This window comes from Stenotrophomonas sp. NLF4-10, assembly GCF_022359915.1.
Lineage (GTDB): Bacteria > Pseudomonadota > Gammaproteobacteria > Xanthomonadales > Xanthomonadaceae > Stenotrophomonas > Stenotrophomonas daejeonensis.
On sequence record NZ_JAKSEE010000003.1, the window covers coordinates 1,629,391 to 1,649,621 of the forward strand.

Below are 20,231 nucleotides of genomic sequence, written 5' to 3' on the forward strand. Positions count from 1 at the left end.
CCCGCGACTGACTCCTGCCACCGGGACCCCGAATTCCCCTTCCGCTGCCCCCTGCCATGTCCGACAACGCTTCCCCTTCTTCCCGCCAGGCGCGGGTGCCCGATGCCGCCGCCGGCCGCCGTTTCGACGCGGTGCTGGCCGAGCTGTTCCCCGAGTTCTCCCGGTCCCGGCTGAGCGACTGGATCAAGTCCGGCGCCGCGCTGCTCGACGGCGCCCCGGCGCGCCCGCGCGACCTGCTGCGTGGTGGCGAGCTGGCCACGCTGGACGCGGTGCTGGAGGTCGAAACCGATGCCCTGCCCGAGGACATCCCGCTGTCGGTGCTATACGAGGACGAGCACGTCCTCGTGATCGACAAGCCGGCCGGGCTGGTGGTCCACCCCGGCGCCGGCAACCCCACCGGCACCCTGGTCAACGCGCTGCTGTTCCGCGACCCGGCCTTGGCCAAGGTGCCGCGCGCCGGCGTGGTGCACCGGCTGGACAAGGACACCAGCGGCGTCATGGTGGTGGCCCGCACCGTGCAGGCGCAGACCGCGCTGGTCGAGCAGCTGTCCGCGCGCGAGGTACACCGCCAGTACCTGGCGGTGGTCTGTGGCGCGCTGGTGGCCGGCGGCACCGTCGATGCGCCGATCGACCGGCACCCGCGCGACCGCCTGCGCATGGCGGTGCGCGAGGACGGCCGCGATGCGGTCACCCACTACCGCCTGCGCGAGCGTTTCCGCGCCCACACCGCGCTGGAGTGCCGGCTGGAAACCGGCCGCACCCATCAGATCCGCGTGCACATGGCGCACCTGAAGCACGCCATCGTCGGCGACCCGCTGTACGGCGGCGCGCTGAAGCTGCCCAAGGGCGCCAGCGACGAACTGGTCGCGCAGCTGCGCGGCTTCAAGCGCCAGGCGCTGCACGCCGAGACGCTGGAATTCATGCACCCGATCAGCGGCGAGCCGGTGCGCAACAGCGCGCCGGTGCCGGCCGACCTGCAGGCGCTGATGCAGGCGCTGCGCGAGGACACCGGGGCCTTCAACGAGCGTGAGCGGGACCGCTGGTGAACACCGCCGCGCCGTGGCTGGAAGCCGACTGGCCGGCGCCGCCGGGCGTGCGTGCCTTCACTACGGTGCGGCAGGGCGCGGGCGGCTCGCGGCCGCCGTTCGACCGCTTCAACATGGGCAACCGCACTTCGCCCGAGGGCGACGACCCACGACAGGTGCAGCGCAACCGCGACGAACTGCGGCAACTGGCCGGGCTGCCCTCGGCGCCGCACTGGCTGCGGCAGGTGCATGGCACCGGCGTGCTGCGCTTCGACGCCCCGCCCACCGCGCAAGGCGTTGAAGCCGAGCCGGAGGCCGATGCCGCCGTGACCTCCACGCCCGGGGTGGTGCTGGCGATCCTCACCGCCGACTGCCTGCCGGTGGTGTTCGCCGCCCGTGATGGCGGCGAGGTGGCCGCCGCCCACGCCGGCTGGCGCGGGCTGGCCGCCGGCATGCTGGAAGCGACGCTGGCGGCGATGCGCACGCCGGCGGACGATGTCGTGGCATGGCTCGGCCCGGCGGCCGGGCCGGCGCATTACGAAATCGGCAGCGACGTGCGTGACGCCTTCCTCGCCCATTCGGCGCAGGCCGAAGCCGCATTTGCCGCCACCCGGCCGGGCCACTGGCGGGTAGACCTGTATGCATTGGCGCGCCAGCGTTTGCAGGCTGCCGGCATGGACGCGGCCGCCATCCACGGCGGCAACCAATGCACCATCGCCGATCCGTCACGCTGGTTTTCGCACCGCCGCGATCGCCGCAGCGGGCGCATGGCCACGCTGGTGTGGATTCAGCCGTGAGCACGCCGCTGTTCGAGCGAGTGCTCGGCGCCGCGTTCGCAGGGTTGCCGCCGCGCTTGCAGGCGTTGCATTCGATAGCGGAACGCCAGCGCTGGCGCGGGCGCGGCGAGGTGCTGCGCGGCACCCACTGGCTGGTGGTGCCGTGCGCATGGCTGGCGCGCTTGCCGCCGGCCGCCGCAGACGTGCCGGTAGGTGTCGAATTCGTCGTGGACGAAACCGGCGAGCACTGGAACCGTCGTTTCGGCGGCGTGCGCATGGCCTCGCGGCTGTGGCAGCGTGACGGCCACCTGTACGAACGGCTGGGCGCACTGCGTTTCCGCTTCGCGCTGGAAGTGGTGGACGATGAAATCCTGTGGCGGGCCGTGCGTGCATGGGCGTTCGGCATCGTGCCGCTGCCGGCGCGCTGGTTCGCCGGCGTGCATTGTCGCGAACGCGAGCGGGAAGGGCGCTACGAATTCCTCGTCGACGTCTCGATGCCGTGGCTGGGACGCCTGATCCGCTACGAGGGCTGGCTGCTGCCGGAGGGCGGCGATGACTGAGCATGCTGCGCCGGTAATCGTGTTCGACGGCGTCTGCGCGCTGTGCAGCCGCTGGGTGCGTTTCCTGCTGCGCTTCGACCGCGCTGGCCGCTATCGCTTCGCGGCGATGCAGGGCGTGCATGGACGGCAACTGCTGGCCGCGCATGGGTTGGACCCGGACGACCCGCTGTCGTTCCTGCTGGTCGAGGCGGGCGGCGCGTTCACAGATACCGACGCCATCGTGCGCGTGCTGGCCGGCCTTGGCGGCCTCTGGAAACTGGCGCTGTCGGCGCGCCTGCTGCCCCGGCCGCTGCGCGATGGCGCCTACCGCTGGCTGGCGCGCAGTCGTTACCGCTGGTTCGGGCGCCACGATGCCTGTTACCTGCCGACGCCGGCGCAGGCGGCGCGGTTCCTGGACTGAGGCCGGCGCGACGGCGGCGGCTCAGTCGCCTTCCAGCGCCTGCAGGTAGTCGCTGCGCCAGCGGTGGATATCGTGTTCCTGCAGATGCTGCATCATCGCCTGCCAGCGCTCGATGCGCTCGCCGCGGGGCATGTTCGCCGCGGTGGCGATGGCGTCGGCGACGCCGTCCAGGTCGTGCGGGTTGACCAGCAGCGCCTGCTTCATCTCGTCGGCGGCGCCGGCCAGCAGCGACAGCACCAGTACCCCGGGGTCGTCCGGGTCCTGCGAGGCCACGTATTCCTTGGCGACCAGGTTCATGCCGTCGCGCAACGGCGTGACCAGCCCCACCGCCGCCTCGCGGTAGAAGCCGGTGAGGGTGCGGTGCGCGTAGTTGCGGTTGACGTAGCGCAGCGGCGTCCAGTCGGCCTCGGCGTGGCTGCCGTTGATGTGCCCGGCCAGTTGCTCCAGCTCGTGGCGCAGGGCGCGGTACTCGGCCACGCTGCCGCGCGACACCGGCGCGATCTGCAGGAACGTCGTGCTGCCTTTTTCCTGCGGATGGCGGGTGAGGTAGCGCTGGAAACCGTGGAAGCGCTCGGGCAGGCCCTTGGAGTAGTCCAGCCGGTCCACGCCGATCACCAGCTTGCGGTGTTCCAGGCTCTGCCGCAGCGCGCGCACCGCGCTGTTGCCGGCGGCCGCGCGCGCCTGGCGGGCGATGTGCCCGGTATCGATGCCGATCGGGAAGGCCGAGGTGCGCACGCGCCGGCCGTCCGGGGATTCGATCCAGTCCTCGTCGATGATCCGGCCGCCGCCGAACAGGCGTACCCATGACTGGAAACGGGCGGCATCGCGCCGGGTCTGGAAACCCAGCAGGTCGCAGGCGTACAGCGTGGAAAACAACGAGCGGTGCTCGGGCAATGCCTGCACCAGGTCGGCCGAGGGCACCGGTACGTGCAGGAAGAAGCCGATGCGGCAGCCGATGCCGCGCTCGCGCAGCAGCGCCGCCAGCGGGATCAGGTGGTAGTCGTGGATCCACAGCGTGTCGTCCTCGCGCAGCAGCGGCGCAAGCTTGTCGGCGAACAGCGTGTTGATCTTCCAGTAGGTCTCGCGCTTGCGCCGGTCGTAATCGACCAGGTCGAGGCGGAAGTGCAGCAGCGGCCACAGCGTGCGGTTGGAGAAGCCGTTGTAGTAGCCGTCCAGGTCAGCCTTGGACAGGTCCAGCGTGGCGTAGTGGATGTTGCCGTCGGTCTGCTCGTGCAACGCGCCGCTGTCGCCGGCCACGCTGCGCCCGCTCCAGCCGAACCACAGCCCGCCGCGCTCCTGCAGCGCCGCCAGCAGGCCCACCGCCAGACCGCCGGCGCGGTTCTCGCCGGGCAGGGCCACGCGGTTGGAGACCACCACCAGCCGGCTCACGACGCCTCCTGCCAGCTGCGCGACAGCCGCATCGCCGCGGTGATCAGGCCCACGTGCGAATAGGTCTGCGGGAAGTTGCCCCACATCTGGCCGTCGTCGAAGGCCAGGTCCTCGGACAGCAGGCCGAGGGGGTTGCGCCGCGCCAGCACGCTTTCGAACAATGCGCGCGCCTCGTCGAGGCGGCCGATCGCGGCCAGCGCGTCGATGTACCAGAAGGTGCAGATGGTGAAGCTGGTCTCCGGCGCGCCGAAGTCGTCCGGGGCGATGTAGCGGAACAGCGCGTCGCCGTGCCGCAGCCCGTTGCCGATGGCTTCGACGGTGGCGACGTAGCGCGGGTCGGTCGCCTCGACCAGGCCGATGTCGGCCAGCAGCAGCAACGAGGCGTCCAGGTGGCTGCCGTCGAAGGTGTCGGTGAAGTGGCCCAACTGCGCGTTCCAGCCGCGGGCCAGCACCCGCTGGCCGATGGCGTCGGCGCGCTCGCGCCACAGCGCGGCGCGTTCGGGCAGTTGCAGGCGGGTCGCGATCTTGGCTAGGCGGTCGCAGGCGGCCCAGCACATCGCCGCGGTGTAGGTGTGCACCGCGGTGCGGCCGCGGAATTCCCACAGGCCGGCGTCGGGCACGTCGTGCAGCGCCCAGGCGCGTTCGCCCAGCGGTTCCAGCCGGGCGAAGGTGTGGACGTCGCCGGGGTCCTTCAGGCGCTGGTCGAAGAACAATTGGGTCGAGGCCAGCACCACCGAGCCGTAGACATCGTGCTGCTTCTGCAGCCAGGCCAGGTTGCCGCGCCGCACCGGGCCCATGCCGCGGTAGCCGGCCAGCGATTCGACCTCGTGCTCGTCCAGCTTTTCCTCCAGGCCGATGCCGTACAGCGGTTGCAGGCTGCCGTCGGTGCTGGCGAGGTTGAAGATGTAGCGCAGGAAATCCTCCATCGATTTCGTCGCGCCCAGCCGGTTCAGCGCGCGCACCACGAAGGCGGCGTCGCGCAGCCAGCAGTAACGATAGTCCCAGTTGCGCGCGCTGCCCGGCGCCTCGGGGATGGAGGTGGTCATCGCCGCGATGATCGCGCCGCTGTCCTCGTACTGGCACAGTTTCAGGGTGATGGCGCTGCGGATCACCGCGTCCTGCCATTCCAGCGGGATCGACAGGTAGCGCACCCACTCGCGCCAGTAGTCCTCGGTGCGCTGCTGAGCTTCCTGCGCATAGTCGGCGAGGGACCGATGGAGCGTTTCGTCCACCCCCAGTACCAGTTCCATCGGGTGCGCCAGCACGAACGGCAGGGCATCGCGGACGAAGCGCACCGGCACGTCGGTGGTCAGGCGCAGGGTGAAACCCGGCAGCAGCCAGCGCATGTGGTTGCTGCCCCAGGTGGTTTCGGGAATGCGCGCGCCCCAGTCGGCCAGTGGCCGCACCCGCACGCGGATGCGCGGGCTGCCGGCCAGCGGGCGGATGCGGCGGATGATGCTGGGCGGGCGATAGAAGCGGCCGTCGTGGCGCCAGCGCGGGGCGAAGTCGATCACCTCCACCTGCCCGCCGTGCGCGTCGTGCAGCACCGTGCGCAGCACCGCGGTATTGGTCAGGTAGCACTGCTCGCTGCCGGCGAAGTCCTCCAGTTCGATGCCGAAATCGCCGCCTTCGTGCGCGCGCGGCGACAGCAGCGCGCAGAATGCGGGGTCGCCGTCGAAGGCGGGCAGGCAGCTCCACACCACGCGCGCCTGCTTGTCGATGAGCGCGCCGAAGCTGCCGTTGCCGATGACGCCGAGGTCGAGGTCGGATTGATGCATCGTTGCCTTCTCCTGCCGGCCATCCGGCTGCTTTCCGTTCCGTGACATGGCGCGCCCTCAGCGGGTGCCGGCGCGCAGCCACCCATGCACCGCGGCCACGTCGGGCAGGGCGTGGCGCGCATGGCTGCCGGCACGGGTGCCGACCAGCACGCCATACCCGCCCAGCCGTGCGGCCGCGGTGAAACCGTCCTCGTCGGTGAGGTCGTCGCCGATGAAGCACGGGCGGCGGCCGGCGAAGGGCGCCTCGCGCATCAGCGCGGCAACCGCCGTGCCCTTGTCGTGGCCGGCCGCGACCAGTTCGACGACGTGGTTGCCCGGCTGCAGGCGCACGCCCGGCAGCAGCGGCAGTTGCGCATGGGCGAAGGCCGCCACCGCGGCGGCGGCGGCCGGCGCCTTGCGCCAGTGCAGCGCCAGCGCCGCGCCCTTGGCCTCGACCAGCACGCCGGGATGGGCATGGGCGAAATGCATCGCGCGCAGGTGCAGTTCGTGCAGCCACGGTGCGGTGGTTTTGGCCTCGATGACGTCGCCACCGATGGTCCGCAGCTGCGCGCCGTGCAGGCCGGCGGCCGGCAGCCGCAGCGGTGCGAACAACCGGTCCACCTGCACCAGGGGGCGGCCGCTGACCAGCGCGAGGGCGCCTCCCAGCCGTTGCGAAAGCCGGGCGAGCAGGTCGGGCAGGCCATCGGCGAGCATCACCCGTTCGGGGTGGTCGGCGAAGGCGACCAGGGTGCCGTCGACATCGAGGAAAAGTGCATCGTTGTCCGCCAGCGCCGGGGGCGGCGGACGCCGTGGTTCTTCTGACATGCGGCCACTATGCCGCATCGGTTGTTAGCGGAAGGTCACGCGCGGGGAACCGATCATGATCTTCCCTGTCATACAAGGATGTTCGCGATGCGAGGTGGTTCCCGATGAAGGACAGGAAGGCGGTGTGGCCGTGGGTCGTGGTGGGCGTGGCAGTGGTGGGAGGCGCGGGCTGGTGGCTGTTCCGCGACAACCTGCCACCGGCGCCGGGCGCGTCGCCGTTCGCCGCGCAGGCGCCGGCCGGCGAAAGCCGGATCGAGCCACCGGCCGCGGCGCCGGAGGCGCAACCGGCACAGACCCCGCAGCATCCGCTGGAGCGCGACGACTCGGCCGATGCCGGGCTACCGGCGCTGGGCGACAGCGACGCGACGGCGCAGCAGGCGCTGGCGTCGCTGTTCGCCAGCGACGTGCTGGCGCTGCTGCGGCAGGACCACCTGGTCCAGCGGCTGGTCATGCACATCGACAACCTCACCCAGCCGGTCATGCCGTCCAATGCGCTGGCGGCGCGGCCGCTGCCCGGCAGCCTGAAGGTCGAAGGCGATGCCGCGTCCGGCGGCGTCCGCATCGCCGCGGCCAACGCCGCACGCTATGCACCGTGGGTGAAGGCGTTCACCGCCGTCGACGCCGATGCGCTGGTGGCGGCCTACCTGCGGCTGTATCCGCTGGTGCAGGAGGCATGGCGCGAAGCGGGGCACCCCGATGGCCATTTCAACGACCGCCTGGTCGCGGTGATCGACCACCTGCTGCAGGCGCCGGAACCGGCCCGGCCGTTGGAAGTGGAGCTGGACGAACGCGGCAGGTACCGTTTCGTCGATCCGGGCCTGCAGTCGCGTTCGGTGGGGCAGAAGCTGCTGTTGCGGCTGGACGCGGAGCAGTCCCGCGCGGTCCGGCAGCAGCTGCGCGCGATCCGCGCGGCGGTGACGCGCGGCGGCTGAACGGGCACCGCCGGGTGGGCTTGAATCACGTCGCCGCAACCGCATCTGAACGAGTATCGCCGGCAGCGCCGGCCCCTGATCCGGGATGACCACCATGCGGATGGACAAGCTCACCTCCAATTTCCAGAAAGCCCTGGCCGACGCGCAGTCGCTGGCCGTGGGCCGCGACCACAGCATCATCGAGCCGGTGCACGTGCTGGCCGCGCTGCTCGACCAGCCCGGCGGCAGCAGCCGGCCGCTGCTGGCGCAGGCCGGAGTCAACGTGCCGCTGCTGCGCGAACGCCTGGGCGAAGCGCTGGAGGCGCTGCCCAAGGTGTCCGGGCAGGCTGGCAACCTGTCGATGGGCAACGACCTCAGCCGCCTGCTCAACGCCACCGACAAGCTGGCGCAGCAGCACAATGACCAGTTCATCGCCAGCGAATGGTTCCTGCTGGCCGCCACCGACGACAGCGGCGCGGCCGGCATGGCGCTGCGCGCGGCAGGTGCCAACAAGCAAAAGCTGGAAGCCGCCATCGACAAGTTGCGCGGTGGCGAAACCGTGCAGAGCGAAAACGCCGAGGAACAGCGGCAGGCGCTGGAGAAATACACCATCGACCTCACCGCGCGCGCCGAGAGCGGCAAGCTCGACCCGGTGATCGGCCGCGACGAGGAAATCCGCCGCACCATCCAGGTGCTGCAACGCCGGACCAAGAACAACCCGGTGCTGATCGGCGAGCCGGGCGTCGGCAAGACCGCGATCGTCGAGGGCCTGGCCCAGCGCATCATCAACGACGAAGTGCCCGAGGGCCTGCGCGGCAAGCGCGTTCTGTCGCTGGACATGGGTGCGCTGATCGCCGGCGCCAAGTTCCGCGGCGAGTTCGAGGAACGGCTGAAGGGCGTGCTCAACGACCTCGCCAAGAACGAAGGCCAGATCATCCTGTTCATCGACGAGCTGCACACGATGGTCGGCGCCGGCAAGGGCGATGGTGCGATGGACGCCGGCAACATGCTCAAGCCGGCGTTGGCGCGCGGCGAGCTGCACTGCATCGGCGCGACCACGCTGGACGAATACCGCCAGTACATCGAGAAGGATGCCGCGCTGGAGCGTCGCTTCCAGAAGGTGTTCGTCGGCGAACCCAGCGTCGAGGACACCATCGCCATCCTGCGCGGGCTGAAAGAACGCTACGCCGTGCACCACGGCGTGGAGATCACCGACCCGGCGATCGTCGCCGCCGCCACGCTGTCCAACCGCTACATCACCGACCGCCAGCTGCCGGACAAGGCCATCGACCTGATGGACGAAGCCGCCAGCCGCATCCGCATGGAGATCGACTCCAAGCCGGAGGAGCTGGACCGCCTCGAACGCCGTCTGATCCAACTGAAAATCCAGCGCGAAATGTTGAAGAAGGAAAAGGATGACGCTTCGCGCAAGCGCCTTGCCGATCTGGAAGCCGACATCGACGGGCTGGAGCGCGAGTTCTCCGACCTCAACGAAATCTGGAAGTCGGAAAAGGCCGCGTTGCAGGGCGCGACCAAGGTCAAGGAGCAGATCGAGCAGGCCAGGCTCGACCTCGAAGCGGCGCAGCGCCGGCAGGATTTCGCCCGCATGAGCGAAATCCAGTACGGCCTGTTGCCGAACCTGGAAAAGCAGTTGGCCGCCGCGCAGGAAGCCGAGCACAAGGACTTCAAGCTGGTGCAGGACCGGGTGACCGACGAGGAAATCGCCGAGGTGGTCAGCCGCTGGACCGGCATCCCGGTCAGCAAGATGCTCGAAGGCGAGCGCGACAAGCTGCTGCGCATGGAAGAGGTGCTGCACGACCGCGTGGTCGGGCAGGAGGAGGCGATCAAGGTCGTCTCCGACGCGGTGCGCCGCTCGCGCGCCGGGCTGTCCGACCCCAACCGCCCGAGCGGCTCGTTCCTGTTCCTCGGCCCCACCGGCGTCGGCAAGACCGAGCTGACCAAGGCGCTGGCCGACTTCCTGTTCGACAGTAGCGATGCGATGGTGCGCATCGACATGAGCGAGTTCATGGAGAAGCACAGCGTGGCGCGGCTGATCGGCGCGCCCCCCGGCTACGTCGGCTACGAGGAAGGCGGCTACCTCACCGAAGCGGTGCGCCGCCGCCCGTACAGCGTGATCCTGCTCGACGAGGTCGAGAAGGCACACCCGGACGTGTTCAACATCCTGCTGCAGGTGCTGGACGACGGCCGTTTGACCGATGGCCAGGGCCGCACCGTGGATTTCCGCAACACCGTCATCGTGATGACCTCCAACCTCGGCTCGCACCAGATCCAGGAGCTGAGCGCGGACGATTCGCCGGAGGCCTACGTGCAGATGAAGGCCGCGGTGATGGGCGTGGTGCAGGCGCACTTCCGCCCGGAATTCATCAACCGGCTGGACGACATCGTCGTGTTCCACCCGCTGGACAAGCAGCAGATCAAGCAGATCGCGCGCATCCAGATGGCCGGGCTGGAGAAGCGGCTGGCCGAGCGCAACCTGAAGCTGGACGTGGCCGACTCGGCGTTCGAGCTGCTCGGCAACGTCGGCTTCGACCCGGTGTACGGTGCGCGCCCGCTCAAGCGCGCGATCCAGCAGCAGCTGGAGAACCCGCTGGCGCAGAAGATATTGGCCGGCGAGTTCGCCGGCGGCGACACCATCAAGGTGGAAGCCGGCGGCGGCCAGCTGCAGTTCGCCAAGGGCTGACCAGGCGGGCGCGGGGCGCGGGCATGGGTTGAAGTGCCCCGCGCCGCGCTTTCCGGCCCTCCCCCGGAGCGGGCAACGGACCGCCCAAAATAGTGGATCCTGGCGCGGTTTTGGTTTCCGGCGATACGAAACGCCGGATGCGGTTTTGTGTCAGCATGGCCCTGCCGCCGGAGACGTTTCCCGGTGGAGGTATCGGGGGGATGCCAATGCATCACTGGGCCACGACGCGGGGTGGAAGGATTCTGCTGTTGGGCAGTGTTTGCCTGTTGTTGCAGCAGGTGGCGGTTCCCTATCGGCTGGAACTGTGGAGCCATGCCGCACCGGCGTCGCTGGTGCACCTGCACGTCGGCCTGCTGCTGGCCATCGCCATGCTCGACCGCGACCGCTGGGTGATGCCCGGCTGCTATGCGCTGATCATGCTGGGCTGGCTGGTGCGCGCATTGCACCTGGGGTACACGCCCGCGGAGCTGGGGGTGGGCTCGCTGGTTTCCGTGGTCGGCTGCGCATGGACGTACTGGTGCGCGCGGGTGGGCCTGAAACGGCCGGCGGCGCCGGGGCGCGAGCCGCTGTCGCAGGGCGACCTGCTCCGTTTCGCGCTGTTCGGCCTGCTGGTCTTCCCGCTGGGGCAGGCGCTGCTGGGCCTGCTGTACGGCCTGCCATTCGGTACGGCCAGCCAGGTCAGCGGCCTGATCGAAACCCTGTTCGCCAAGTATTTCGGCGTGCTGGTGGTCACCTTGCCGGCGGTGGTGGCGTGGACCGAGCGGCGCCGGCCGGCGCTGGCCGGCCGCAATGGCCATTGGGGGCTGCTGTTCCTGCTGGTGCTGGGCGGCGTGCTGAGCGTGGGCCTGAGCCGGGTGGTGCGCATCGACCTGAGCGGCACGCCCACCGGCGGCGCAGTGCTGACCGACTACCGCATCGCCGTGCTGGCGGTGCTGACCTGGTGCATGCTGCACATGCGGCTGGTGTTCGCGATGCCGCTGCTGGCGGCCACGCTGTTGTTGATGGTGGGCAACCTGGGGGGCGCGGCGATGCTCACCCGCACGCCGGTGGGCTTCCTCAACCTCGTGCACCTTGCGCTGGAAATGGGCATCGTGCTGATGGCGATGATGTACTACCTGCTGGCCAGCCGCGACCGCGAGGACATGGCGCGGCGGCTGGACGAACAGGCCCGGCGCGATTCGTTGACCGGCCTGCCCAACCTGCGCGCGTTGCGGCGGCAGGCCGAGCAGCGGCCGGAGGCATGCGGGCTGGCCTGCCTGCTGCTGGACCAGGCCGACACGCTGACGGTGGGCTACGGCCTGGGGGCACAGACCCGGGTGATGACCGAGGTGGCCGCACGGTTGGAAGCCCACGACGTGCAGTCCTGCTACCTGGGCAGCGGGCAGTTCGCATTGCTGGCCGAATGCGGGGGCAGGATCGATTGGGGCGCGCTGCTGCGCGACATCGAACAGCCCGGCTTCCTCGTGGAGGGGCAGAACGTGCGCCTGTTGCCGTACCTGGGCGTGGCGCGCTTCGGCGGCGACACCGGGCTGGACCTGGACGCCGCGCTGATGCTGGCCTCCAGCCTCGCGTTCGAGGCGCGCGCCAGCAACGAGGTCGAGCCATTGTTCGCCAATGCCGAGCGCGCCACCCTGCAACAGGCGCAGGCGCGCCTGCACGGGGCCAGCGCGGCCCTGGCCCACCTGCGCCGCCCCGACGGGCTGGTGCTGTTTTTCCAGCCGGTGTTGCCGTTGGGCGAGTTGCGGCTGGGTGGACGCATCGTCGGCGAAGTGCTGTGCCGCCTGCGCGACGAGCAGGGCGAACTGCTGCGGCCGGACCGGTTCCTGCCGGCGGTCGAGGCCGCGCGGCGCGGGCCGGAGCTGGACCTGGCGGTGGTGGCCGAACTGTTCGCGCAACTGCGGCGGTCGCCGGAGCTGGTGGCGGCCTGCGGCCGCATTTCGGTGAACCTGACCGGGCAGAGCCTGGCCTCGGAGAGCTTCCGCGTGCGCCTGCTGGAACTGCTGGAGCAGGCGCCGCTGCGGTTGTCGCGGCTGTGCTTCGAGATCACCGAGACGGTGGCCATCTTCACCGCCGAGCAGGCCAGCCTGCTGCTGGACGAACTGCGCGTGCGCGGCTGCCGCATCGCCATCGACGACTTCGGCGTGGGCATGCAGAGCTTCGCCCGGCTCAAGGAGCTGCCGGTGGACATCATCAAGATCGACGGCTCGTTCGTGCGCAACCTCACCCGTGACCCGCGCGACTACGCGATGGTGCAGGCCTCGGTGGCGGTGGCGCGCGCCTGCGGCGCCGAGGTGGTGGCCGAATACGTCGAGGACGAGGACACCGCCACCTGCCTGCGCAAGCTCGGCGTGCACTGGGGGCAGGGCTACCTGTATGCCCGGCCGATGCCGCTGCGGGAAGGGTTGTGCTGGACCTGCGCGCAGGCCGATGGCGCCATCAGGGAAGACGCGGAGCCGCAGCCGCAGATGAACCTGCTCTGAGAAGGCGCCGCCACCGGTGGCTGGGGTGACGCTTCCGTCCGCATCACCAGGCGATGGTGAAGCGCTGGCGCACGTGGCGCGGCTGTTCCAGTTCGTCGGCCACGGCCACCGCCAGGTCGGCCGGACTGATCGTGCCCGGGCCGTCGGCGGCCATCAGCGGGGTGTCGGTGCCGCTGCGGTAGCGGCCGGTGCGCTCGACAGGACCGCCGGCATGGAAGGCGACGGGCGGGCTGAGGAAGGTCCAGTCCAGCGCCGTTTCCTGCCGCAGTTCGTCCAGCGCGTCGCGCGCGGCGCGGGCGCCTTCGCGGTAGTCGGCCGGGAAGTCCGGGGCATCCACCAGCTGCGTGCCGTCGGCGGCCAGCAGGCTGCCGGCGCCGCCGACCACGAGGTAGCGCTTCACGCCGGCGGCGGTGGTGCCGGCGACGATGGCGCGCGAGCCGCGCATGAAGTCGCGGTACAGGTCCGGGTTGTTCCAGCCGGCGTTGTAGGCACTGACCACCGCGTCGCTGCCGGCCACCGCCGCCTGCACCTGCGCGGCATCCTGCACGTCGGCGCGGACCACGCGCAGGCGTTCGCGCGCGGCGAGTTTCTCCGGGTGGCGGGCCAGCGCGGTGACCTCGTGGCCGCGGGTCAGCAGTTCTTCGAGCAGGGCGCGGCCGACGAAGCCGGTGGCGCCGATCAGGGCGATTTTCATGGGGAGTCCTCAAGCGGGATGGGAGGGCGTCAGTGTCCCCCCGTGGCCGTGGCGGCGGCAGTCCGCGGGCACCACAATCACCTTGAAGCTGCGCTTCACGACGCGGCGCCGACGGGAGAGGGTGATGGAGAATTTCAGGCGCATGGCGCTGTTCGCGCAGGTGGTCCAGCACGGCTCGATGAGCGCGGCGGCGCGCGCGCTGGGCATGAGTACCTCGGCGGTCAGCCAGCAGTTGCGCACATTGGAGCGCGAGGCCGGGGTGGCGCTGCTGCACCGTTCCACCCGGCGGCTGGCGCTGACCGACGTGGGCAGCCGCTATTACACGGCCTGCGTGCGGCTGCTGGATGCGGCCGGCGAGGCCGAGGCCGAGCTTTCCGCCGCGCGCCATGCACCCAGCGGCGAGCTGCGCCTGTCCGCGCCGCTGGGCATGGCCGACCACATCGGCCCGGCGCTGGGCGGCTGGCTGCGCGACAACCCGCAATTGCGCCTGTACCTGCATTTCGAGGATGGCTGGACCGACCTGGTGCAGGCCTGCATCGACCTGGCGCTGCGCTTCGGGCGCCTGCCGGACAGCGACTGGATGGCGCAGCCGCTCGGCACGCTGCAACGCTGGTCCTGCGCCGCGCCCGACTGGATGCGGGTGCATGGCCAGCCAATGGACCCTGCGCAGGTGCCGGCAAGCGAATGGCTCGGGCTGGTGCAGGCACCGGGGCTGGCCTGGCGACACCGTGTTTCCGGCGAGGAGCGGCGGGTGCCGGCGCACCCGCGCATCGTCAGCCACAATCTGCCGGCGGTGTGCCAGCTGTGCGAATCCGGGCTGGGCGTGGCGGTGCTCCCCTGCCTGGACGCGGCGCCGCTGCTGGCGGCGGGCACGCTGGTGCGGCTGTTGCCGGAATGGGAGGTCGCGGCGTTGCCGGCGTGGGCGGTCAGCCCGCACCGGCAAACCCAGCCGGCCAAGGTGCGGCAGGCCATCGCCCTGCTCGGCGACTACCTCGGGCGGATTCCCGGCACTGCGGCCAAGGCCTGACGAAGCGCAAGATCGGGAACGCGGCCGGCGCCGGCCGGCGCTGCAATGGGCCATCACCGACACGAAGGATGCCGCCATGAAGACCAACGCCTCGCACCCGCCGAAACTGGACCGCGCCCTGGCCCGGCTGCAACAGGCGATCGGCGCCGGACAGGCGTTGCCGGACCTGCAGGAACTGGCCGCCGCCGCGCACCTGTCGCCCTTCCATTTCCACCGCGTCTGGCGCGCGCTGACCGGGGAAACCGTGGGCCGCACCGCGCAGCGCCTGCGCCTGCTGGCGGCCCTGCACTGCCTGCCGGGTGAGGCCAGCGTGACCGATATCGCCCTGCGGGTCGGCTACGACACGCCGCAGGCGCTGGCGCGGGTGTTCCGCGAGGTGTTCGACGCCAGCCCCACGCAATTGCGCGCGGATACGGAGCTGCGCGAACGCTGGATCGAGCGGCTGTCGAAACCGTCGCGCCGGGACGCGACCGGCCTGCCGCCGCTGAGCGTGGAGGTGGTGGCGCTGCAACCGTTGGAAGTGGTGGCGCTGCGCCGGCAGGGGGCGTTCGACGAACTGGATGCCGGCTTCGGCGAGCTGTTCGGCTGGGCCGCGCAGCATGGGCTGGTGGAACACCTGCGGCAGCTGGTCGGGATTCCGCGCGACGATCATCGCGACGTCGCCCCGGAAGAACTGCGCTTCGACTGCGGGCTGGTCTTCGATTCACCCCCGCCGCAGCCGCCGGTGCCGCTGCGGTGCCTGCGGCTGGAAGGCGGCATGGCGGCGCGCCTGCGCCACGTCGGCGCCTATTCCGGGTTGGAGGATGCCTGCGACCGGCTGCTGGCCGAATGGTTGCCCTGCAGCGGTCACGCCCTGCGCGATGCGCCGGTCCATTACCACTTCCTTGACGACCCCGAGGAAGTGCCCGAGGCCATCCTGCGCGCGGACCTCTATGTGCCGCTGCAAGGCTGAGTGGGTGCTGATACCGGTGGGTGCCTGTGGGTGCCGACCGTTGGTCGGCACATGTTGGCCAATGCCGGGGTCCATCGGCGCTTCGTGCCGCCGCCCGACCAACGGTCGGGCGCTACCGGGTCGGAGGATGCGCCGATGAATAGATGAATGTCGGTGGGTGCCTGTGGGTGCCGACCGTTGGTCGGCACATGTCGGTCAATGCCGGGCGTCCATCGGCGCGTCGCGCCGCCGCCCGACCAACGGTCGGTCACTAGGCAGGGGCGCGCCGGTAGCGCCTCTGCGCTCAGCTCGCCGTCCGCATCGCGCGGTAGGGCGGGGTGGCCATGACCATTTCCGCCAGCGAGTGCGCCAGCTCGCGTTCGGCCATCACCGTGCCGTCGGCGCCGTGTTCGAGCAGGTGCTTGACCTCGGCGTCGCTGTGCGCGCGTGCCAGCAGGGTCAGGCCGGGGTTGATCGCGCGCAGCTTGGCCAGGGCCTCGCCGGCCTCCAGCGGCTGCGGGATGGCGAGGATGGCGATGCTGGCGCGTTCGGGGTGGGCCTCGGCCAGCACCTTGTCGGCCGCCGCGCTGCCGCGGATGCCGGGGATGCCGGCCGCGTGCGCGCGCTCGACGTGCTCGCGGTTGTCGTCGATCACCAGCAGCGGCACGCCGCGGTCGTGCAGCACCTGCGCCAGCGTGCTGCCGACGCGGCCGTAGCCGATGACGATGGCGTGGTCGTGCAGGTCCAGCGACGGACCGGGCGGGATGTCCGGCACCTCCGGCACCGGCTGGGCCTCCTTGTGCCGGGCCTGCCAGCGGTCGAGCAGGCCGAACACCAGCGGGTTGAGCATGATCGACACCAGCGCGCCGGCCAGCACCAGCGATTGCCCGGCCGGCGGCAGGATCTTCAGCGCCACGCCAAGGCCGGCGATGATGAAGGCGAACTCGCCGATCTGCGCCAGCGAGGCGGAAATGGTCAGCGCCGTGCCCTTGGAATGGCCGAACAGGCGCACGATGAAGAACGCGGCGGCGGACTTTCCGAACATGATGATCGCCACCGTCGCCAGCACCTGCCACGGGTGCTCGAGCACGATCTTCGGGTCGAACAGCATGCCCACCGAGACGAAGAACAGCACCGCGAACGCGTCGCGCAGCGGCAGCGAATCGTGCGCGGCCTTGTGGCTCAGTTCGGATTCGTTGAGCATCATCCCGGCGAAGAACGCGCCCAGCGCGAACGACACGCCGAACAGCGCGGCCGCGCCGAACGCCACGCCCAGCGCGATGGCCAGCACCGACAGGGTGAACAGCTCGCGCGAGCCGGTGCCGGCGATGCGCTCCAGTACCCACGGGATCACCCGGCGCCCGACCACCAGCATCACCGCCACGAACAGGCCCAACTGCACGAAGGTCCAGCCGATGGAGGCCAGCACGCTGCCGACGCTGTGGTGCTGGCCCTGCGCCTCCGGTCCGAACACCCCGGCGATCACCGGCATCATCACCAGCGCCAGCACGCAGGCCAGGTCCTCGACGATCAGCCAGCCCACCGCGATCTTGCCGCGGGTGGTCTCCAGCAGGCGCCGTTCCTCCATCGCCCGCAGCAGCACCACGGTCGAGGCGGTGGCCAGCGAGAAGCCGAAGATCACCCCGTGCAGCGCCGGCCAGCCCATCAGCGTGGCCACGCCCCAGCCCAGCAGCGTGGCCACCGCGATCTGGCCGATGGCGCCGGGGATGGCGATGGCCTTCACCGCCATCAGGTCCTTCAGCGAGAAGTGCAGGCCGACGCCGAACATCAGCAGCATCACCCCGATCTCGGCCAACTGGTTGGCCAGGGTCTGGTCGGCGACGAAGCCCGGCGTGAACGGCCCGACCACCACCCCCGCCACCAGATAGCCCACCAGCGGCGACAGCCGCAGCTTGTTGGCCAGGGCGCCGAACACGAAGGCCAGGCCCAGGCCGATGGCGATCATGTTGATCAGGGCGGTGTCATGGTGCATCGGGACTCGCAGGGCAGGGGAATGCAACGATTCTACGGGCGGAAGCGGTGCCGACAAGGACGGATTGCATGCGAAGCGCGCAACGGCCCGTCCTGCCGGGCGCGCGGTCGGCGGCGTTGCAGGCCCCAAATGGATTGCCCCGGTTTCCCGGGGCAATCGCGTGTTGCGTGCGGGCCGTTAGCCGCGGCTCACCACTTGTAGCTGATGCGGCCGTAGGCATAGGCGCCGTTGAAGCCGGCCGGCGAGTAGTTGCTGTACGGGAACATGCCCGAGGACGAGTTGGCGAAGATGCTGCGGTCCGGGTGCGAGTCCAGCACGTTGTCCGCACCCAGGGTCAGTGTCCAGCGCTCGCCGGGCTTGTAGCTGGCCGAGACGTCGACGATCCACTGCGCGCCGAAGGTCTGGTCGTTGGCCGCGCCGCTGGTGGGGCGGTTGCTGAAGCTGCCGTAGCGGGTGGTGGTCAGGCCGATGTCCCAGCGCTCGGATTTCCACACGCCGCCGAGGATCACCTTGTCCTTCGGGTAGCCTTCCTCGATGCGGCCGCGCTCGTCGCGGGCGATGCGCGAGGGCGCGAGCGCGGCGAAGGTGTTCCACGCGGCCGGGTCGGCGGCGATGCCGGTGATCTCGGTCTTGCTGTAGCCGTAGCTGGCGGTGAGGTCCAGCGAGCTGGCCGCCAGCGGCACGCTGTAGGTGCCGACCACGTCCACGCCGCGGGTGCGGGTGTCCACCGCGTTGGTGAAGTAGTTGAACGAGGTCACGCCGTCGACGCCGAGGCTGGCCAGCAGCGCCTGCGCGGCCTGTGCGGCGGCCAGCCGGTCCGGGTCGCCGGCGTTGGCGCTGGCGGCCGGGTCGATGTTCAGCGGCGAGGACAGCACGATGCGGTCGTCGATCTCGATCTGGTAGGCATCCACGGTCAGGTACAGGCGCTCGCTCGGCTGCAGCACCAGGCCCAGGCTGTAGGAGGTGGACTTCTCCTGCTTCAGCGGTTCCGAGCCGAGGGCCAGGGCCGCCGCGCTGGCGGCCGGGAAGGTGCCGCGCTGGGTGAACACGCCGCTGCTGTCCACCGAGCTGGTGATGACCTGGTAGTTCTGCTGCGCCAGCGAGGGTGCGCGGAAGCCGGTGGAGGCGGTGGCGCGCAGGGCCACCGCGTCGGTGAAGGCGTAGCGCGCCGACAGCTTGCCGGTGGTTTCGTTGCCGAAGTCCGAGTAGTCCTCGTAGCGGCCGGCGATGCCGGCGGAGAACTTGTCGGTGAAGTCGCCTTCGAGGCCGGCGTAGACGGCGTAGTTGTGGCGGTCCGAATGCACGGCGTTCTCGACGGTGAAGCCGCCGAAGCCCTGCGCGCCGCCGCCGAAGTACGAATCGGCCGAACCCGGCGACTGGTTCCACTTCTCCTGCCGGTACTCGGCGCCGAAGGACAGCGTCACCGGGTAGGCCAGGCCCCAGTCCAGCGCCTGCGAGAAGTCGGCGTTGACCACGTTCTGGGTGTACTCCAGCGCGCCGTCGTAGAAGCTGGTCGGGCTGCTGCTGCCGAGGCTGTAGTTGACCGTGTTGCGGGTGTGGAAGTCGATCTTGTTGTAGCCGTAGTTGTAGCTCACGTCCCAGTTGAAGCCGCCCTCGGTGCTGCCCTTCAGGCCGGCCACCAGCGAACGATCCTTGGAGTACTGGTTGATCTCCGGCACGAAGCCGTCCGGGTAGAACTGCGCGGTCAGCGGGTTGTGGTTCTTCGAACGGTAGAACGCGAACGAGGTGATGTCGCGGTTGCTGGCCGCCGCGGTGGCGTAGCCGGTGAGCGCGTCGCCGAACTGGAACTGGCTGTTGGCCGACACCGCCGTGGCCTGCACGCGCGGGTCGCCGATGACGAAGGTCTTCTCGCCGATGCCGGGGAAGTTGCCGGTGTCCGGGGCGGTGCCCTGGTACGGGCCGGCGCGGTTGCTCTCGTCCTGGTCGCTGACCTGCCCGGCCACGTGCAGGGTGCCGCGGCCGTCGCCGAACTCGACGCCGGCATCGCCGGAGAGCTGGTACTTGTTGCCGTCGCCGGCCGAATATTGGCCGTAGTCCACCGCCAGGCTGCCGCCCTTGCCGGCGCCCTTGAGCACGATGTTGACCACGCCGGCGATGGCGTCCGAACCATACTGGGCCGAGGCGCCGTCGCGCAGCACTTCCACGCGCTCGATGGCGGCGATCGGGATCGCGTTCAGGTCGGTGGCCGAGGAGCCGCGGCCGATGCTGCCGTTGACGTTGAGCTGGGCGGAGGTGTGGCGGCGCTTGCCGTTGACCAGCACCAGCACCTGGTCGGGCGAGAGCCCGCGCAGCTGCGCCGGGCGGATGCCGCTGGTGCCGTCGGTCAGCGCCGGGCGCGGGAAGTTGAGCGAGGGCAGGGCGCGCGCCAGCGCGGTGGCCAGCTCGCCGGTGCCGGTGGCCGACAGCGCCTCCGGGGTGATGATGTCGATCGGCGACTGCGACTCGGCCACGGTGCGGTCGGCCACGCGGGTGCCGGTGACGATCACGGTATCCAGCGTCTGCGCGCTGGACTGGGCGAAGGCGGAAGCGACCGGGAGGCCGAGCGCGATGGCAACGGCGAGGGCGAGCGTGTTGGATTTGCTGTTCATCAGATTGCGGCTCCGGTGGAGTTGGCGGCACCCGGCGGCGGATTCTGGCCGGTGGAGTGGGTGTGCCATCACGAATTAATGGAAAATTTACGTTGTGTCAAATCCGGCGCGGCCGTCTACATCGTTGCTTTTGAAAGCGTTTTTGCGGGCGGG

At 70.4% G+C, this 20,231-nt stretch carries 15 protein-coding genes; 9 read left to right on the plus strand and 6 right to left on the minus strand.

Annotated features, from left to right (window positions below; genetic code table 11):
* The first annotated feature begins 56 nt into the window (after positions 1-56).
* The 4 genes from rluD to MIC98_RS07770 are packed head-to-tail and all read left to right on the plus strand — an operon-like array spanning position 57 to position 2,761.
* Entirely contained in the window at positions 57-1,046 is a 990-nt protein-coding gene (gene rluD / locus MIC98_RS07755; RefSeq protein ID WP_239736725.1) for a 23S rRNA pseudouridine(1911/1915/1917) synthase RluD, read from the plus strand.
* Positions 1,043-1,822, plus strand: a complete 780-nt coding sequence (pgeF, locus tag MIC98_RS07760) for a peptidoglycan editing factor PgeF (protein WP_239736726.1) — start codon at positions 1,043-1,045, stop codon at positions 1,820-1,822. Before rluD ends, pgeF begins: the two co-directional genes overlap by 4 nt.
* A 20-nt stretch (positions 1,823-1,842) precedes the next feature.
* Positions 1,843-2,361, plus strand: coding sequence for a DUF4166 domain-containing protein (locus MIC98_RS07765; RefSeq protein WP_239738087.1), 519 nt, complete (start codon positions 1,843-1,845; stop codon positions 2,359-2,361).
* Positions 2,354-2,761 carry a thiol-disulfide oxidoreductase DCC family protein gene (locus MIC98_RS07770; protein WP_239736727.1) on the plus strand — a complete coding sequence of 136 codons (408 nt, stop codon included), beginning with the start codon at positions 2,354-2,356 and terminating at the stop codon, positions 2,759-2,761. The genes MIC98_RS07765 and MIC98_RS07770 overlap by 8 nt, the downstream gene beginning before the upstream one ends.
* A 21-nt stretch (positions 2,762-2,782) precedes the next feature.
* Here MIC98_RS07770 and otsA read toward each other — a convergent pair whose 3' ends face one another.
* The 3 genes from otsA to otsB are packed head-to-tail and all read right to left on the minus strand — an operon-like array spanning position 2,783 to position 6,732.
* Complete coding sequence (gene otsA, locus MIC98_RS07775; RefSeq protein ID WP_239736728.1) at positions 2,783-4,150, minus strand: alpha,alpha-trehalose-phosphate synthase (UDP-forming); 1,368 nt, start codon at positions 4,148-4,150, stop codon at positions 2,783-2,785.
* Positions 4,147-5,928, minus strand: coding sequence for a glycoside hydrolase family 15 protein (locus MIC98_RS07780; protein WP_239736729.1), 1,782 nt, complete (start codon positions 5,926-5,928; stop codon positions 4,147-4,149). The genes otsA and MIC98_RS07780 overlap by 4 nt, the downstream gene beginning before the upstream one ends.
* Before the next feature lie 57 nt (positions 5,929-5,985).
* Positions 5,986-6,732, minus strand: coding sequence for a trehalose-phosphatase (gene otsB, locus MIC98_RS07785; protein WP_239736730.1), 747 nt, complete (start codon positions 6,730-6,732; stop codon positions 5,986-5,988).
* Between the two features lie 104 nt (positions 6,733-6,836).
* Here otsB and MIC98_RS07790 point away from each other — a divergent pair, with 104 nt between their 5' ends.
* The 3 genes from MIC98_RS07790 to MIC98_RS17035 all read left to right on the plus strand — a co-directional run bounded on the left by MIC98_RS07790 (position 6,837) and on the right by MIC98_RS17035 (position 12,824).
* Positions 6,837-7,664 carry a DUF3014 domain-containing protein gene (locus MIC98_RS07790; RefSeq protein WP_239736731.1) on the plus strand — a complete coding sequence of 276 codons (828 nt, stop codon included), beginning with the start codon at positions 6,837-6,839 and terminating at the stop codon, positions 7,662-7,664.
* A gap of 94 nt (positions 7,665-7,758) precedes the next feature.
* Positions 7,759-10,344 (plus strand): ATP-dependent chaperone ClpB, encoded by a 2,586-nt coding sequence (gene clpB / locus MIC98_RS07795; RefSeq protein ID WP_239738089.1) that lies wholly within the window; start codon positions 7,759-7,761, stop codon positions 10,342-10,344.
* A 248-nt stretch (positions 10,345-10,592) separates the two neighbouring features.
* Entirely contained in the window at positions 10,593-12,824 is a 2,232-nt protein-coding gene (locus MIC98_RS17035) for a GGDEF domain-containing phosphodiesterase (protein ID WP_275584484.1), read from the plus strand.
* Positions 12,825-12,867: 43 nt separating this feature from the next.
* Here the strand turns inward: MIC98_RS17035 and MIC98_RS07810 are convergent, their stop codons facing one another.
* The gene (locus MIC98_RS07810) at positions 12,868-13,518 is read right to left on the minus strand and encodes an NAD(P)H-binding protein (RefSeq protein ID WP_239736732.1); all 651 of its coding nucleotides are present in this window, start codon (positions 13,516-13,518) and stop codon (positions 12,868-12,870) included.
* Between the two features lie 124 nt (positions 13,519-13,642).
* On the opposite strand from MIC98_RS07810, the gene MIC98_RS07815 reads away from it, so the two are divergent.
* Together MIC98_RS07815 and MIC98_RS07820 are read left to right on the plus strand one after the other, a co-directional pair.
* Entirely contained in the window at positions 13,643-14,545 is a 903-nt protein-coding gene (locus tag MIC98_RS07815) for a LysR family transcriptional regulator (protein WP_239736733.1), read from the plus strand.
* Between the two features lie 76 nt (positions 14,546-14,621).
* A complete protein-coding gene (locus tag MIC98_RS07820; RefSeq protein ID WP_239736734.1) occupies positions 14,622-15,497 on the plus strand; it encodes a GyrI-like domain-containing protein in 876 nt (291 codons plus the stop codon).
* Between the two features lie 283 nt (positions 15,498-15,780).
* Here the strand turns inward: MIC98_RS07820 and ybaL are convergent, their stop codons facing one another.
* Entirely contained in the window at positions 15,781-17,469 is a 1,689-nt protein-coding gene (ybaL, locus tag MIC98_RS07825; RefSeq protein ID WP_239736735.1) for a YbaL family putative K(+) efflux transporter, read from the minus strand.
* Positions 17,470-17,657: 188 nt separating this feature from the next.
* On the minus strand, positions 17,658-20,078 hold the full coding sequence (locus MIC98_RS07830; RefSeq protein ID WP_239736736.1) for a TonB-dependent receptor: 2,421 nt from the start codon (positions 20,076-20,078) through the stop codon (positions 17,658-17,660).
* Between the last annotated feature and the right edge of the window lie 153 nt (positions 20,079-20,231).